Consider the following 16,136-nt stretch of genomic DNA (forward strand, 5'->3'; position numbering starts at 1 on the left):
AAGCGGCCGAAGCGGTATATAAAATATGAATCTTGCACTGAATTGATAATAGAATCTCAACATTTACAGAATATTAACACTAGCTTCACATTCGGGTGTTAAGGTTTAATAGAACCCCCCTTCAACCGCATGAAGGGAAGAAGAGCCCTCCCCGGGGCTCTTTTTCTTTTTTTGTGAAACTATTCCACAATTGTTCCGTATATGAATTATAAGGAAAAAGGAGGGGAATAGATGACCACAAAAAAAGTGTTATCCATTATCGGTTTGTCGGTTGCCGGCATTCTTTTGCTCGTTGCCGTCTTTACCAGCTGGTATACCGTGGACGAATCCGAACAAGCAGTCATCATCACATTCGGCGAGGCGAAAGAAACGGTTGTCGAATCGGGCCTGCATTTTAAAATGCCTTGGCCGATCCAAAGAGCAGAGATATTTTCAAAAGAAACATACAGCCTGCAGTTTGGCTATAACCAAAACGCAGAAGGTGAAATTGTCGCCTACGACAAAGAAACAAAAATGATTACGGGTGATGAAAATATTGTGCTGACCGATTTGGTCGTGCAATGGAAAATCACGGATCCTAAAAAGTATTTGTTCAACTCCGAAGCACCACAGGAAATTCTGCATGATGCCACTTCCTCATCCATCCGTTCCATCATCGGAAGCTCGCTGATCGATGACGCACTTACTTCCGGGAAAGCGGAAATCGAAGCGGAAACAAGAGATTTGCTGGCGTCATTGATCGAAAAATACGATATCGGCATCATGGTGCTGGCAGTGAAACTGCAGGATGTGGAATTGCCGAACGAAGAAGTCCGGGCGGCGTTCACCAACGTGACAGATGCCCGTGAAACGATGAATACCAAAATCAACGAAGCGAAAAAATACGAAAACCAAAAACGGAACGAAGCATTGGGGGAAAAAGCAGCGATCAATTCCCGGGCAGAAGGCCAGAAAGTGTCGCGCATTGAACAAGCACGCGGGGATGTAGCCATCTTTGATAAACTTTACACAGAATACAAAACAAACCCTGAAGTCACGCAGCAGCGCCTCGTCATGGAAACGCTGGAAACCGTTTTGCCGAATGCGAAACTCTACATAATGAACGACGACGGCGGAACGATGAAGTATTTGCCGCTTAACGAGATGCAGACCGTTGTGCCGCCGGCTGCGGAAGAGAAGGAAGAAACGAAAGAAACGAAAGAAGGAGGCGGAAACTGATGGAACCAAACAACCCTTTCCAAAATCCTAAAAAACCGAATCCATGGGAAAAGCCGATCAAGCCGGCAAAACCGAAAAAAGAAAGGCCGCCGAAAGAGCCCATCCAATTCAAGAAATACTGGAAATTGATCGTCGGGCTATCGGTTGCATTGTTTGCCTTAATCATCATCTTGACCAACATTTACGTGGTCAAAGAAAATGAATACCGGGTAGTCCGCCAATTTGGCGAAGTGGTAACGATTCAAGACAAGCCGGGCATCCGGATGAAAATTCCGTTTCTGCAAAGCGTCACAACTTTGCCGAAATACCAGATGACATACGATGTATCGGAAGCGGAAATCAATACGAAAGACAAAAAGCGCATCATCATCGACAACTACGCTGTTTGGCAAGTGGTAGATCCGATTGATTTGATCACCAACGCTGTTTCAATCGTCAATGCGGAATCGCGGATGGAAGAATTCATTTATTCAGTGGTCCGCACGGAACTTGGCCAGCTGAATTACGACGAGATCATCAATGATGAGAATTCCTCGCGCGGCAGTTTGAATGACAATGTAACAGCGAAAGTCAATGAACTGCTTGAAAAAGACCGATACGGCATTAAAGTAGTCGATGTCCGGATGAAGCGCACTGATTTGCCGGAAGAGAATGAGCAGTCCGTTTATACGCGGATGATTTCGGAGCGGGATTCAACGGCCCAGGACTATTTGTCGCAAGGCGATGCAAAAAAACGCGAAATTGAAGCACAAGCAGACCGTGAAGCACAGGAAGTGATTGCGACTGCCCGGAAAGAAGCGGCATTGATCCAGGCTGAAGGGGAATCGGAAGCAGCCAAAATCTACAACCAATCGTTTTCGAAAGATCCGGAGTTTTACGGGCTTTACCGCTCGCTGTCATCTTATACAAAAACAATCGGGGAAGATACCGTCATCATCTTGCCGTCTGATTCGCCATATGCCCAAATTCTGTCAGGGAATATGGAATAAGCCTAGCCCTTCATTTCTTTTCTTTTTGCCCACGTGGTAAAATAAAAGGAATGAGGGCTTATTTTTATTTATTTGGTAAGCACAATGATTTGTAAGGAACGGCAGAAGCTGAGATTTTTTGAAGAAAAGAAGGCTGGCTGCCCGCTTCCTATTGAAAGGGGTAATATTGTGGCGAAGAAAATACTTTTATTGGATGGGAACAGTTTGGCGTACCGGGCATTTTTTGCCTTGCCGCTATTAACAAATGAACACGGAGTCCATACAAACGCTGTCTACGGCTTTACAATGATGCTGCAGCGGATTCTGGAGGAAGAAAAGCCGACGCATATGGTGGTCGCTTTCGATGCCGGGAAAACAACCTTCCGCCACGAAACATTCAGCGAATACAAAGGCGGACGCCAGAAGACGCCGCCGGAACTATCGGAGCAATTCCCGTATTTGCGCAAATTGATCGATGCCTACCGCATCAAACGTTATGAACTGCCAAATTACGAAGCGGACGATATTATCGGTACTTTGAGTCTGGAAGCGGAACAAGCAGGGGATGAAGTCATTGTCATTTCCGGTGATAAAGATTTAACGCAGCTTGCTTCTCCTTCGACGACCGTTTACATTACGCGCAAAGGAATCACCGATATTGAGAAATATACAGTCGATCATATCCAGGAAAAATACGGTCTGTCGCCTGAGCAGATCATCGATTTGAAAGGGCTGATGGGTGATGCTTCCGATAACATCCCGGGAGTTCCGGGCGTCGGAGAAAAGACCGCCCTTAAATTACTGGCGGCCCATGGCTCGGTTGAAGGCGTTTATGAAGCGATTGACCAGCAAAAAGGCAAACTGAAAGAAAAACTCGTCGAAAATGAAGAGTTGGCGCTGATCAGCAAAAAGCTGGCAACGATCGAGCGCAATGCGCCGATTGAAATTAAAATTGATGAACTGACTTACTCCGGTCCGGACCAGGATGAATTGATTCAGGTTTGGAATGAGCTGGCGTTTAAATCGCTGCTGGAAAAAATGGATTATACGGCAGAGGAAACGGAGAAAGAAGAGCTGGTATTTGAAGTGCTGCAGAAAATCGACCCGGCGATTTTTGAAGACGAAATGGCCATTCATCTTGAAATGTACGATGAACAATACCACACATGCGATTTGCTTGGCGTTTCGCTTGCCACTGCTTCCAAGACTTACGTTATTCCGATGGATGTCGTGAAAGGTTCGGAAGCCTTTAAATCCTGGCTGATGGACGAAACGAAGAAAAAGTACATGTCGGATTCCAAAGCGGCGACAGCGGCGTTCTATCGCTGCGGACTGGAAGTGGCGGGCGTTGATTTTGATTTGATGCTTGGCGCTTATATCGTCAATCCATCGCTTACGTATACCGACCTGGCCAATATCGTGCAGGAATACGGCTATACGGATGTATCGCAAAACGAACAGATCTACGGCAAAGGCGCGAAAAAATCGGTTCCGGATGACAACATTCTGCATGAGCACATTGCCAGAAAAGGCCGCACCATCTGGGCAGTCCGCCCGACGGTTCTCAAGAAATTGGAGGAGAACGAGCAATTCGAGCTGTACTACAACCTGGAATTGCCGCTTGCAACGGTTCTCGGGACGATGGAATCGTTTGGCGTACAAGTGGACAAAGAGCAACTGGTGGCAATGGGCAAAGAACTGGGCGAGAAATTGGCCGAAATCGAAAAGAATATCCACTCGCTTGCCGGCGAAAAATTCAATATCAATTCACCGAAGCAATTGGGTGTTGTGCTGTTCGAAAACCTGGGATTGCCTGTCTTGAAAAAGACGAAGACCGGCTATTCGACAGCAGCGGATGTACTGGAAAAACTGGAAGGCCAGCATGAAATCATCTCGCAGATCTTAATGTACCGCCAACTGGGCAAAATCCTTTCCACTTATATTGAAGGCTTGTTGAAGGAAATCCATGAAGACGGCAAAGTCCATACGCGTTTTCAGCAGGCTTTGACGACAACCGGGCGCCTCAGCTCCATCAATCCGAACTTGCAGAACATCCCGGTACGGGTGGAAGAAGGGCGCAAAATCCGCAAGGCGTTCGTGCCTTCAGAACCGGACTGGCTCATGGTTGCAGCCGATTACTCGCAGATTGAATTGCGTGTATTGGCCGATATGTCGAAAGACGAAAGCCTGATTGATGCCTTTAAACACGATCTGGATATTCACACGAAGACGGCGAGTGATGTATTCCATGTGCCGCTTGAAGAAGTGACGTCGGATATGCGCCGCGCCGCAAAAGCGGTCAACTTCGGCATTGTCTATGGCATCAGCGACTACGGTCTGTCACAAAGCTTGAACATCACCCGAAAAGCGGCAGCTGAATTTATTGATAATTACTTGAAGAGTTTCCCGGGCGTCAAAAATTACATGGACGGCAGCATTCAGACGGCGAAGCAGAACGGGTTTGTGACGACCTTGATGAAACGCCGCCGCTATTTGCCGGACATCAACAGCTCAAACTTCAATCTGCGCAGCTTTGCCGAACGAACAGCGATGAATACACCAATCCAGGGAAGTGCAGCGGATATCATCAAAAAAGCGATGATCGATATGGCGGATGCGCTGGAACAGGAAAATATGCAGACCCGTATGCTGCTGCAAGTTCACGATGAATTGATTTTTGAAGCGCCTCCAGAAGAATTGGAGAAACTGAAAACACTCGTGCCGCAAATTATGGAAAATGCAGTTCAATTGAACGTGCCGCTGAAAGTGGACTTTGCATTTGGCGATACTTGGTACGATACAAAATGATGGGAGGGCTCTTGGATGCCTGAACTTCCGGAAGTGGAAGGCGTTGTCCGCCTGATACGCCCGGTCTCCATTGGAAAAAAGATCCGCGACGTCTATGTGTCAGACACGATTCGCTTATCGAAAACGAATGGAAAAGAAGCCATTATTAAAAAGATGGAAGCCGATTCCTTTATCGGCAACTTGATCGGAGCACAAATTATCAGCGTGGAACGGCGCAGCAAATACATTTATTTCACCTTAAAAACAGAAGAAGAGTTTCTGCTCGTCAATCATTTGGGAATGTCAGGCGCCTGGTTTTATGTCGACAGCCTGCTGTCGATCAATGAAGACAAGTTCCGCCGGCATGTCCATGTGGTATTGACTTTAAGCGACGGCAACCTGCTCGCCTATTCAGACATTCGGCGATTCGGGGAAATGCGGGTATTAAAAGAAGAGGCGGATTACCCGCCGCTTCTTTTGATGGCACCCGAACCATTTGAAGCAGTGGCGCTCGACCATTTCCTGCAGATGGCCGATAGCCCGAAATACAAAAACAAAGCCATCAAAGAAGTGATCATGGACGGCCAAGTGATTTCCGGATGCGGCAATATTTACGCCACAGAAGCCTTGTACCGGATGAAAATTCATCCGAACCGGGCAGCAGGCAGAATCAGCCGTGCACGGAAAATCCAGCTGTTCGAATCAATTGTGGCGATTTTGCTGGAAAGCATCGAAGCCGGAGGCAGCACCATTTCGGATTACCGGAACATCAACGGGGAATCGGGAAGCATGCAAAACCGGTTTGGGATGTATGGAAAAAAACAATGTATGGTGTGCGGCAGTGCCACCAAGTCGCTGAAGATCGGCGGCAGGACTTCGGTTTACTGTCCGACATGCCAAAAGTGAGGGTTTAAGATGATTATTGGGTTGACGGGAAGCATTGCCAGCGGGAAAAGTACGGTTTCCGCTATGCTTGCGGAAATGGGCTATCCCATTGTGGACGCCGATAAAGTGGCGCGCCTTGTGGTGGAGCCGGGCAGTGAAACATTGGAGAAAATCAGGGTGCTATTCGGGGAAGAAGTCATTCTTCCGGATGGCACCATGGACCGCAAAAAAGTGGGGGAGTTGATTTTCAACGACCCGGCCAGCCGGAAAAAGCTGAACGATGTCATCCATCCGGCCATCCGGATGGAGATGCTTCGGCAGCGGGGCGAATTTTTGGACCAGGGCTTTGAAACGGTGATCATGGACATTCCGCTTCTATTTGAAAGCCGGCTGCAGCATTTGGTCGACAAAGTGCTGGTCGTCAGCGTGACGGAAGAACATCAGTTGAAGCGCTTGATGGAGCGCAATGGCTTAAGCGAAAAAGAGGCGCGGGCACGTATTGCCTCCCAATTGCCGATGTCTGTCAAAGAAGAAGGGGCAGATGCCGTTATCTACAATAATGGCTCAGTCGATGAAACCAAATGGCAATTAAACCGCATTTTGGACCAGTGGAAACGATTACAATCAGAATAATACAGAAACGTGCGACTTTAAGGTTCCAGAATCCGTAAAATGTGTTATACTATATAACGAATTAAAAATATAAGTATAACTTATTTAATTGGAGGACTCGTACATGACAGTTTCTATTGCGATTAACGGATTTGGCCGTATTGGCCGCATGGTTTTTAGACAAGCGATTTTAATGGACGACATCACCATTGCTGCCATTAATGCCAGCTACCCAGCTGAAACTTTAGCGCATTTGATTAAGTATGACACAAATCATGGAACTTTCGATGCCGAGGTCTCTGCTGAAGGAGACGCAATTATTGTAAACGGCAAACGAGTTCAACTCGTCAATGAACGGGATCCTTTAAAACTGCCATGGGAAAAGATGGGCATCGATATTGTTATTGAAGCAACAGGGAAATTCAATTCACGGGAACAAGCAGGCCTTCATTTAACAGCAGGAGCGAAAAAAGTCATTTTATCGGCCCCTGGAAAAAATGTTGATATCACGGTTGTAATGGGCGTCAATGACGACAAGCTGGAAGTTGAAAAGCACGACGTGATTTCCAACGCAAGCTGCACAACCAACTGCCTGGCGCCGGTCGCTAAAGTACTGAACGATGCGTTTGGAATTGAAAACGGTTTAATGACAACGGTCCACTCCTTCACGAACGACCAGAAAAACCTGGACAATCCGCACAAAGATTTACGCCGGGCGCGTGCATGCAGCCAGTCAATCATTCCAACTTCCACGGGTGCCGCGAAAGCGCTGTCTTTAGTTCTTCCGGAACTTGAAGGGAAGATGCACGGCATGGCCCTTCGTGTGCCGACGCCGAACGTTTCCTTGGTTGACTTGGTTGTCGACCTCGAACAGGATGTTACGGTGGAAGACGTCAACGAAGCATTTATCCGCGCTTCTGAAACGGATTTAAAAGGCATTCTAAGATTTACGATGGAGCCGCTAGTATCGGTCGATTTCAATACCACTTATGAGTCTGCGACTATCGACGGCCTGTCCACAATGGTGATTGGGAACCGCAAAGTCAAAGTGCTGGCTTGGTACGACAATGAATGGGGCTACTCTGCACGGGTCGTCGATTTGACGAAAAAAGTAGCAAAATCATTGGTATTCGCCTGATAATTATTAAAAACCGCCACTTCTCATCTGAGAGTGGCGGTTTTTTATGCAATAAATTCCTTGGAAAAATATTTTTAATTTAAGTTATTTTTATTGCATTTCATTTCAATACATCATATACTAACATTCGTAGCCAAAAAAGGCTGCGAACTTCTTCGTTACCAACAGGTTTACGGCAACGGATGGAGCAATCTTTATTCACATGACTGCTTAAAGGGTTAGGACCTCTTTGGACTAACTTTCCCCCGTGGTAGTCAACTTTGAATATTTTGCGCATCAAACACAAAATGATATCAAAGGGGGAAAACGAACCATGGAAACAATGGGACGTCACGTAATTGCAGAACTTTGGCAGTGTGATTTTGACAAATTAAACGATATGGATTTTATCGAACAAACTTTTGTTGATGCAGCACTGAAGTCCGGAGCAGAAGTCAGAGAAGTCGCTTTTCACAAATTTGCACCTCAAGGAGTCAGCGGGGTAGTCATCATTTCTGAATCGCACTTAACGATCCACAGCTTCCCGGAACACGGCTACGCGAGTATTGATGTTTATACTTGTGGAGATTTAGATCCGACCATTGCAGCGAATTATATCGCAGAAGCACTAAATTCCGGTACACGCGAATTTGTAGAAGTGCCACGCGGAATGGGTCCAGTCAGTGTTGGAAAAACCAAAGTTTCAGTAAATGCATAATTCATTTAAACTGAAAAACAACAAGCAGGGGATTAATTCCTCTGCTTTTTCTATTTTCTAAAAGAAATTTTGTTATACTAGAGAGAACAGATAGAAAGTTTAGGGAGATGTCGAAATGAAATGTCCAGCATGCCAGCACAATGGCACTCGCGTTGTTGATTCGCGGCCAGTTGATGATAATAAATCCATAAGAAGGCGCCGGGAATGTGAATCCTGCGGCTACCGCTATACCACATTTGAAAAAGTGGAAGAAATGCCTTTGATTGTTGTCAAAAAAGATGGTTCGCGTGAAGAGTTCAGCCGTGAAAAAGTCTTGAGAGGCTTGATCCGTGCTTGTGAAAAACGGCCAGTCTCACTGGAAGTGCTAGAAGAAGTAGTTTTCGATATTGAGAAGAACCTCCGGCGGGCAGGCAACGCAGAAGTGAAGTCTGAAGAAGTCGGCGAATTGGTGATGGACCGGCTGGCAGGGATTGATGAAGTGGCATATGTCCGCTTCGCTTCCGTTTACCGCCAGTTCAAGGACATTACCGTATTTATAGATGAGTTGAAGGATCTCTTGAAAAAGAGTCCGGAAGACAAGAAATCCGAGTAAGGCGGTGAATTATGTCTGCACTATATAAAGAACTACAAGCTGCGGATTCTTTTAAAATTCGGATGCCCTACCCGTTTTCAAATTATGACCGCCAGTTATTGACGCTGCTGTACCAGCCGCTGATCGGCGCGGAAGCGGCTGCTTTTTACTTGACGCTCTGGGCGGAAGGGGAAGTGGACCGGGAAGAAGCGACCCATTACACGTTAATGAACATTCTCGGCATCCCGATTGCCAAAGTATTCGAAGCGCGCATTCAACTGGAAGCGATCGGGCTTTTGCGCACCTACCGCAAAGATGATGAAAACCGCTCGTTCATTTATGAATTATGCCCTCCGCTGGATCCGAAAAGCTTTTTTGCGGATCCTTTGCTGTCGATGTTCCTGTTCAGCAAAATCGGGGAATCGGCTTACCGGAGAGTCAGAGACCGCTTTGTTATCCATACGGAAATAGGGGAAGGCTACGAAGAAGTTTCCCGCACGTTTACCGATATTTATCAGCCGGTCCATGCAAAAGCGGGCTACCCGGCAGAAACGAAAGATTTGCAGGAACGCACCAGCGGGAGCTATGAAACCGATTCTGCGTTCGATTTTGGGCTGCTGCGCCAAGGGCTGTCGGAACAATTGGTTCCCAATCGCGTCTTGACGGCATCCATCCGCGCCATGATTGCCAAGTTGGCGTTTCTATACAGCTGGGGACCGCTGGAAATGCAGAAAGTTGTACTGCTTGCAATTGACGACGATTACAAACTGACCATTGATGGAATTAAAAAAGCGGCGGCGGACTATTATAAATTGACCGTAGCTACATCCGCACCGCAATTGGTGCCGGTGCATAAAACCGAAACCAAGCCGACCGAAACCGAAGCGCCGAAAACAAGACAGGATGAACTGATTTTGTATTTGGAGTCGGCGTCTCCAGTCGAAGTGCTGCGTGATATTGCAAACGGCAAAGAACCCCTGCCGGCAGATGTCCAGCTGGCCAATCAGCTCGTTGTGCAATACGGCATGGAGCCGGCGGTTGTCAATGTGCTGCTGCAATATGTCCTCTTGCGCACGGATATGAAACTGACAAAAGCTTATGTAGAGAAAATCGCGTCCCATTGGCTGCGCAAAAACATCACCACAGCAAAAGATGCCATGGAGCTGGCTCGGACCGAACACGAGCAGTACGTGAAGTGGAAGTCGGAAGGATCTCCCGCTTCATCTTCCAAAGCACCGGCACGTTCGAACCGCGGCAAGCCGGTGCGCGAAGAAAAACTGCCTGAATGGTTTTATCAGAAAGATGAAGCGCCGGCAGAAACGAGCGCCCCGAAAAACGATAATCTAGAAGTGGAAAAACAAAAACTTCTCGCAAAACTTGCGATGAAGAGAGTTAAGGGTGATTAAATGGAACCGATTCGCGAAACAATGAAACGGGTGGTAAACGCCCCTGCTTTTTCGGAACGCTATAACGAGATGCGAAGAGAAGTGCTGGAACATCCAGGTGTCCAAAAGTTCTTGGAAGAAAATGCAGCCGAAGTGGATAAGAACGTGGTCGACAAAGGCCTTGGCAAGCTGTACGAATATATTTATCAATCGCATGACTGCAACAAATGCCCGGGTCTTGGGGACTGCATCAATACCTTGAAGGGCTTTGAGCCGAACCTGGTGCTCGAGCGCGGCAATATCGGCATCGCGTACACGCCTTGCCGTTTGAAAAACCAATACGACAATAAGCGCCGGGCCTCTTCGCTGATCCACAGCATGTATATGCCAAAAGAAGTGATGCAGGCGACGCTTGCCGACTTTGAACCGGACGCGAGCCGCATGGAAGCGTTCCGCGCAGTGACCGAGTTTTTGGATAAGGCCACCGGGCCTGACAACCTGCCTGAAAAAGGCTTGTATTTCTACGGGAAATTCGGCGTTGGCAAATCGTATTTGCTGAGTGCGGTAGCCAATGAGCTGGCGGAAATGAACGTCAAATCCGTTCTGGTATTTGTTCCGGAATTTATGCGCGAAATGAAACAGGCAATCGGCGACCAGACCTTGCAGGAAAAAGTCGACTATGTGAAGCGCGCGGATGTACTGATGCTTGACGACATTGGAGCGGAAGCGATGTCCAGCTGGACGCGCGACGAAGTGCTTGGAACCATCCTGCACTATCGGATGGCGGAACGGCTGCCGACTTTCATGACGTCCAACTTCAGCTACTTGGAACTTCAGCACCACCTGACGTATTCGCAGCGCGGAGAAAAAGAGGATTTAAAAGCGGCGCGCGTCATGGAACGCATCAAAGCCCTTACCGAACCTATCAAGCTGGATGGCAAAAACCGACGGAATTAACCTTACAGGTGTTGCGTTTTTGATTTTTTCGCAGTATAGTAAAAACAATCAATCAGATTTAAAATGCATGGATGAGGACAACAACGGATTTGCACGACTTTCAGAGAGAGAAGCCCAGGCTGCAAGCTTCTTAGCACCGGCAAAACGTTTACCGCCTTTGAGCAGCAACTGTGAACATTGGAGTAGCAGTTGACGGAACCGGCCCGTTAGCCGATGCAGAGCTTCGTTTTGGACAGTCTTTTCTGTCCGGAACAGAAGAAGGGTGGAACCACGAACAGAGCTTCGTCCCTTTTGGGATGGGGCTTTTTTGTGTGGAAAAGCGGAAGCGGCCGCTCAGGTTCGACAGGCATAAGCCAAACCGGCGAAGTGGCGCTTTTTGCCACACAGCCGGGTTGGCTTATGACCCGAGAACCTGGCCGCTGCAGCTAGACAAGAAAAGCGGAGGTGCCTGTTCAGACCCGACAGGCTTAAGGCAGATCACCGAAGCGGCGCTTTTTGCCGCACAGGTGGGCTGCCTTAAGACCCCGAGGGTCTAGGCACTGGAGCTGGATTGCGTGAAAACCCAACACTACATAAAAAAGGAGAGAGTAAAATGTCAGACATGATTCAATTAACATTCCCAGACGGCGCAGTAAAAGAATTTGATAAAGGCACGACTACAGAAGAAATCGCTCAATCGATCTCACCGGGGCTTCGCAAGAAAGCTTTGGCAGGCAAAGTCGGCGAGCAATTGATCGATTTGAAATCACCGATCCAAGAAGACGGCAGCATTGCCATCATCACGCCGGAATCCGATGAAGCGATTGAAATTCTTCGCCATTCCACAGCGCATCTTTTGGCGCAAGCGGTGAAGCGCATGTATCCCGATGCTAAACTGGGTGTAGGCCCGGTCATCGAGAACGGCTTTTACTACGATATTGATTCGGAGTCAGCAATCACTTCTGAAGACTTGCCGGCCATTGAAAAAGAAATGAAAAAAATCATCAATGAAAACCTGGAAATCGTGCGAGTGGATGTTTCCCGTGCAGAAGCACAAGAACGCTTTGCTTCTATTGAAGATCCTTATAAATTGGAACTGCTTGAAGCGATTCCAGAAGACGAGCAAGTGTCGATTTATGAGCAAGGCGAATTTTTCGACCTTTGCCGCGGCATCCATGTGCCGTCAACTGGGAAACTAAAAGAATTCAAGTTGTTGAGTGTAGCGGGTGCATACTGGAGAGGCGACAGCGACAACAAAATGCTGCAGCGCATCTACGGAACAGCTTTCTTTAAGAAAGAAGACTTGAAAGCGCATTTGGCATTCCTTGAAGAAGCGAAAGAACGCGACCACCGCAAAATCGGGAAAGAATTGAATTTATTCATGAACTCCCAAAAAGTCGGCCAAGGCTTGCCAATGTGGCTGCCAAAAGGCGCAACCATCCGCCGCATCATCGAGCGCTATATTGTCGACAAAGAAGAACGCCTGGGCTATGACCACGTCTATACACCGGTAATGGGCAGCGTCGATTTGTATAAAACAAGCGGACACTGGGATCATTACCAGGACGATATGTTCCCGGTTATGCAAATGGACAACGAAGAATTGGTGCTTCGCCCAATGAACTGCCCACACCATATGATGATTTACAAACAAGGCATCCATTCATACCGCAACTTGCCAATCCGCATTGCGGAACTTGGGCTTATGCACCGCTACGAAATGTCCGGAGCGCTTTCCGGCCTGCAGCGTGTACGCGGCATGACGCTGAACGATGCACACATCTTCGTGCGCCCGGACCAGATCAAAGAAGAATTCAAGCGCGTGGTCAACTTGGTCATCGAAGTATATAAAGACTTCGACATCAAAGATTATTCATTCCGTTTGTCTTACCGCGATCCGGAAGACACGGAGAAATATTTCGATGATGACGCGATGTGGAACCGTGCACAGGCCATGCTGAAAGAAGCAATGGATGATTTGGGGCTGCCGTATACAGAAGTGGAAGGCGAAGCGGCATTCTACGGACCGAAAGTGGATGTCCAAGTGAAAACAGCGCTTGGCAAAGAAGAAACTTTATCGACTGTCCAGCTTGATTTCCTATTGCCGGAGCGCTTTGACCTTTCGTATATCGGAGAAGACGGCAAGCAGCACCGTCCGGTCGTTATCCACCGTGGCGTCGTTTCAACAATGGAGCGTTTTGTGGCCTTCCTGATCGAAGAATACAAAGGCGCCTTCCCGACTTGGCTGGCACCGGTGCAAGTGGAAGTAATTCCAGTTTCACTAGATGCCCACAGTGCCTATGCGAAGGAAATCCAGGAGAAAATGCAAAACCATCGTTTGCGCGTTGATATCGACGAGCGCGACGAGAAACTGGGGTATAAGATCCGCGAAGCCCAGATGCAGAAAGTTCCTTATATGCTGGTCATTGGCGACCAGGAGCTTGAGAACGGTTCGGTCAACGTCCGCAAATACGGCGAGCAGAAATCAGAAAGCATGCCGTTTGATGACTTCCTGAAACTGATCCAAAGCGAACTTCGCTAAAAGTGTTGACATGCATATAGGTGCATGGTATTATGAATAAGGTTATAGAATACTTATATGTGCAAAGCAGGAGCACCCGCTTCTCACCTGATTGACGTATTGTTGGCAGGTATACACGATTGACTACTACACGCACGCATGCGTGCGTGTGTCATATTTGCGGGTGGACCTCTGTGGTCCACCCGCTTTTGTTTTGGATCGGAACCTGTAAGCCGACAACGTCCGTCGGTTCATGCATTTAAGCTATTCGCGACACTATCCGGAGGTGGATTAATATTAGCAAAGACATCAATGTAAATGAAGGTATTCGTGCACGTGAATTACGGGTTATTGATCAGAACGGTGAACAACTCGGCATTAAGACGCGTAACGAAGCACTTGAAATTGCTGCTCGTGTCAACTTGGATCTTGTACTTGTGGCTCCTCAAGCTAAGCCGCCGGTCGCACGCATCATGGACCATGGTAAATTCAAGTTTGAACAGCAGAAGAAAGATCGTGAAATCCGTAAAAATCAAAAAGTCATCGTTGTCAAAGAGGTTCGTTTGAGCCCGACGATCGACGCACATGATTTTGATACGAAACTTCGCAATGCGATCAAGTTCCTTGAAAAAGGCGATAAAGTTAAAGCATCAATCCGTTTTAAAGGCCGTGCCATCACGCACAAAGAAATCGGACAACGCGTTCTTGAGCGCTTCGCTGAAGCGTGCAAAGAAGTGTCTACGGTTGAACAGCGCCCTAAAATGGATGGCCGCAGCATGTTCTTGATGCTAGCGCCGACACACGAAAAAGAATAATAGTACAATTGTTTAGGAGGAACTCGAAATGCCGAAAATGAAAAGCCACCGCGGTGCGATGAAACGTTTCAAGAAAACTGGAACTGGTAAAGTAAAACGCAACCGTTCACACACAAGCCACTTATTTGCAAACAAATCGACTAAGCAAAAGCGTCACCTTCGCAAAGGGAAACTTGTTTCTGCAGGCGATTTGAAACGCATCAAATCACTTATTTACAACATGAAGTAAGATCGAAAAGCGGAAACGGCCGTTCAGCTCCGACAGGCATAAGACAGACCAGCGAAGCGGCGGTTTATGCCGCACAGCTGGGCTGACTTATGGCCCGAGGAGTTGGCCGTTGAAGTCTGGACAAGATCGAAAAGCGGAACTGGCCGTCAAAGCCGTACGCTATAATTCTACACAAAACAAAAATCGAATTTTTCATATTCAAGCAGGAGGTAATGTATTATGCCACGCGTAAAAGGTGGAACAGTGACGCGCCAGCGTCGTAAAAAGGTAATCAAATTAGCAAAAGGTTATTACGGTGCGAAGCACATTCAGTATAAAGTAGCTAACCAACAAGTAATGAAGTCTGGTAACTATGCTTACCGTGACCGTCGCAACAAAAAACGTGACTTCCGCAGACTGTGGATCACTCGTATCAACGCAGCAGCGCGTTTGAACGACATTTCTTACAGCCGTCTAATGCACGGTTTGAAAGTTGCGGGCATCGACATCAACCGCAAAATGCTAGCTGAAATCGCTGTATCTGATGCAGCTGCTTTCACAGCATTGGCTGACCAAGCTAAAAACGCAATGAACAAATAAGAAAAGCGGAAATGGCCGTCCAGGCCCGACAGGCATAAGACGAACCGGCGAAGCGGCGCTATTTGCCGCACAGCCGGGTTGGCTTATGACCCCGAGGGTCTGGCCATTGCAGCTGGACAAATAAAAAAGACTGGCGAAAACTCGCCAGTCTTTTTTTATGGAGGTATTTATATGTTTTCGATCATTCTCGGTTATTTTGGAGCGGTATCCATTCTGGCGTTTCTCATGATGTACATAGACAAGAAGCAGGCAAGGAAGCACGGCCGAAGAATTCCGGAAAAGAATTTGTGGACCGCAGCCATTTTCGGAGGTGGCATCGGCGCGTATCTTGGCATGATGATGTTCCGCCACAAAACGCGCCACACCAATTTCCGGGTCGGCTTTTTGATGCTGGCAGTCATTGATGCCGCTTTGCTCGTCTGGATTTATCAATCAATCAACGGAGGGTGAGTCCATCACCCTTCGTTTTTCAGTGTGCCCGGCATGGGCGTAATCTATAGGGTGCAAGTCCCGAACGGTGAAGGCAGAAGTAACCGTTAGCCAAGCGCAAGGGTGTCCACGGCGACGTGGAATCTGAAGGAAGCGGGCGGCAAACCTCCGGTCTGAGGAACACGAACTTCATACAAGGCTATGTGCGATTGGGTGAGTCTGCTGAACAAGGCAAAGCCCTTTCTGCCGAAGGTCGCATGCAGTAAATGAAGCAGATAGGTGGAGGGAAAGATTGCGTTCTTACCCGGGGAGGTCTGGTTGAAACGCCAAGTACCCTTGGTAACCTGCCCAGTGATGGGCAGCTGA

General features: G+C 47.7%; 16 protein-coding genes. 15 read left to right on the forward strand and 1 reads right to left on the reverse strand.

All coding sequences use genetic code 11. From position 1 onward, the window contains the following. Positions 1-231 precede the first annotated feature (231 nt). The 15 genes from hflK (at position 232) to BLQ32_RS13155 (ending at position 15,791) form a co-directional block, all read left to right on the forward strand. On the forward strand, positions 232-1,218 hold the full coding sequence (gene hflK, locus BLQ32_RS13080; RefSeq protein WP_074510646.1) for an FtsH protease activity modulator HflK: 987 nt from the start codon (positions 232-234) through the stop codon (positions 1,216-1,218). After that, entirely contained in the window at positions 1,218-2,207 is a 990-nt protein-coding gene (gene hflC / locus BLQ32_RS13085) for a protease modulator HflC (RefSeq protein WP_074510647.1), read from the forward strand. The genes hflK and hflC overlap by 1 nt, the downstream gene beginning before the upstream one ends. A 165-nt stretch (positions 2,208-2,372) precedes the next feature. Continuing rightward, positions 2,373-4,994 carry a DNA polymerase I gene (gene polA, locus BLQ32_RS13090; protein ID WP_074510667.1) on the forward strand — a complete coding sequence of 874 codons (2,622 nt, stop codon included), beginning with the start codon at positions 2,373-2,375 and terminating at the stop codon, positions 4,992-4,994. Positions 4,995-5,009: 15 nt separating this feature from the next. Then, positions 5,010-5,879 (forward strand): bifunctional DNA-formamidopyrimidine glycosylase/DNA-(apurinic or apyrimidinic site) lyase, encoded by an 870-nt coding sequence (mutM, locus tag BLQ32_RS13095; protein WP_074510648.1) that lies wholly within the window; start codon positions 5,010-5,012, stop codon positions 5,877-5,879. A 9-nt stretch (positions 5,880-5,888) separates the two neighbouring features. Then, positions 5,889-6,491 (forward strand): dephospho-CoA kinase, encoded by a 603-nt coding sequence (coaE, locus tag BLQ32_RS13100; RefSeq protein WP_036804760.1) that lies wholly within the window; start codon positions 5,889-5,891, stop codon positions 6,489-6,491. Between the two features lie 103 nt (positions 6,492-6,594). After that, positions 6,595-7,608, forward strand: coding sequence for a glyceraldehyde-3-phosphate dehydrogenase (locus BLQ32_RS13105; RefSeq protein WP_036804758.1), 1,014 nt, complete (start codon positions 6,595-6,597; stop codon positions 7,606-7,608). A 313-nt stretch (positions 7,609-7,921) separates the two neighbouring features. Then, positions 7,922-8,305, forward strand: a complete 384-nt coding sequence (gene speD, locus BLQ32_RS13110) for an adenosylmethionine decarboxylase (protein WP_036804755.1) — start codon at positions 7,922-7,924, stop codon at positions 8,303-8,305. Between the two features lie 115 nt (positions 8,306-8,420). After that, on the forward strand, positions 8,421-8,897 hold the full coding sequence (nrdR, locus tag BLQ32_RS13115) for a transcriptional regulator NrdR (RefSeq protein ID WP_074510649.1): 477 nt from the start codon (positions 8,421-8,423) through the stop codon (positions 8,895-8,897). An 11-nt stretch (positions 8,898-8,908) separates the two neighbouring features. Continuing rightward, complete coding sequence (locus BLQ32_RS13120) at positions 8,909-10,282, forward strand: replication initiation and membrane attachment family protein (RefSeq protein WP_074510650.1); 1,374 nt, start codon at positions 8,909-8,911, stop codon at positions 10,280-10,282. Next, positions 10,283-11,218 (forward strand): primosomal protein DnaI, encoded by a 936-nt coding sequence (dnaI, locus tag BLQ32_RS13125; RefSeq protein ID WP_074510651.1) that lies wholly within the window; start codon positions 10,283-10,285, stop codon positions 11,216-11,218. A 592-nt stretch (positions 11,219-11,810) separates the two neighbouring features. Continuing rightward, positions 11,811-13,739 carry a threonine--tRNA ligase gene (gene thrS, locus BLQ32_RS13135; protein WP_074510653.1) on the forward strand — a complete coding sequence of 643 codons (1,929 nt, stop codon included), beginning with the start codon at positions 11,811-11,813 and terminating at the stop codon, positions 13,737-13,739. Positions 13,740-14,026: 287 nt separating this feature from the next. Further along, a complete protein-coding gene (infC, locus tag BLQ32_RS13140) occupies positions 14,027-14,533 on the forward strand; it encodes a translation initiation factor IF-3 (protein ID WP_036804743.1) in 507 nt (168 codons plus the stop codon). A gap of 28 nt (positions 14,534-14,561) precedes the next feature. Beyond that, positions 14,562-14,762 (forward strand): 50S ribosomal protein L35, encoded by a 201-nt coding sequence (rpmI, locus tag BLQ32_RS13145; RefSeq protein ID WP_033541514.1) that lies wholly within the window; start codon positions 14,562-14,564, stop codon positions 14,760-14,762. Between the two features lie 219 nt (positions 14,763-14,981). Further along, positions 14,982-15,341: a 50S ribosomal protein L20 gene (gene rplT, locus BLQ32_RS13150; protein ID WP_036804741.1), complete on the forward strand. Its 360-nt coding sequence runs from the start codon at positions 14,982-14,984 to the stop codon at positions 15,339-15,341. A gap of 171 nt (positions 15,342-15,512) precedes the next feature. After that, positions 15,513-15,791, forward strand: a complete 279-nt coding sequence (locus BLQ32_RS13155; RefSeq protein WP_074510655.1) for a DUF1294 domain-containing protein — start codon at positions 15,513-15,515, stop codon at positions 15,789-15,791. An 86-nt stretch (positions 15,792-15,877) separates the two neighbouring features. Here the strand turns inward: BLQ32_RS13155 and BLQ32_RS19950 are convergent. Then, the coding region (locus tag BLQ32_RS19950; protein WP_074510656.1) for a hypothetical protein at positions 15,878-16,136 on the reverse strand (259 nt) is incomplete at its 5' end.

It is taken from the genome of Planococcus glaciei (assembly GCF_900099655.1).
GTDB classification, from domain to species: domain Bacteria; phylum Bacillota; class Bacilli; order Bacillales_A; family Planococcaceae; genus Planococcus; species Planococcus glaciei.

What these genes read in the sequence shown, in the direction of transcription:
- nrdR (WP_074510649.1), top strand. Translation starts at nt 8,421, where the DNA reads ATGAAATGTCCAGCATGCCAGCACAATGGCACTCGCGTTGTTGATTCG.
- BLQ32_RS13105 (WP_036804758.1), top strand. Translation starts at nt 6,595, where the DNA reads ATGACAGTTTCTATTGCGATTAACGGATTTGGCCGTATTGGCCGCATG.
- dnaI (WP_074510651.1), top strand. Translation starts at nt 10,283, where the DNA reads ATGGAACCGATTCGCGAAACAATGAAACGGGTGGTAAACGCCCCTGCT.
- speD (WP_036804755.1), top strand. Translation starts at nt 7,922, where the DNA reads ATGGAAACAATGGGACGTCACGTAATTGCAGAACTTTGGCAGTGTGAT.
- thrS (WP_074510653.1), top strand. Translation starts at nt 11,811, where the DNA reads ATGTCAGACATGATTCAATTAACATTCCCAGACGGCGCAGTAAAAGAA.
- hflC (WP_074510647.1), top strand. Translation starts at nt 1,218, where the DNA reads ATGGAACCAAACAACCCTTTCCAAAATCCTAAAAAACCGAATCCATGG.
- rplT (WP_036804741.1), top strand. Translation starts at nt 14,982, where the DNA reads ATGCCACGCGTAAAAGGTGGAACAGTGACGCGCCAGCGTCGTAAAAAG.
- coaE (WP_036804760.1), top strand. Translation starts at nt 5,889, where the DNA reads ATGATTATTGGGTTGACGGGAAGCATTGCCAGCGGGAAAAGTACGGTT.
- rpmI (WP_033541514.1), top strand. Translation starts at nt 14,562, where the DNA reads ATGCCGAAAATGAAAAGCCACCGCGGTGCGATGAAACGTTTCAAGAAA.
- BLQ32_RS13120 (WP_074510650.1), top strand. Translation starts at nt 8,909, where the DNA reads ATGTCTGCACTATATAAAGAACTACAAGCTGCGGATTCTTTTAAAATT.
- mutM (WP_074510648.1), top strand. Translation starts at nt 5,010, where the DNA reads ATGCCTGAACTTCCGGAAGTGGAAGGCGTTGTCCGCCTGATACGCCCG.
- BLQ32_RS13155 (WP_074510655.1), top strand. Translation starts at nt 15,513, where the DNA reads ATGTTTTCGATCATTCTCGGTTATTTTGGAGCGGTATCCATTCTGGCG.
- hflK (WP_074510646.1), top strand. Translation starts at nt 232, where the DNA reads ATGACCACAAAAAAAGTGTTATCCATTATCGGTTTGTCGGTTGCCGGC.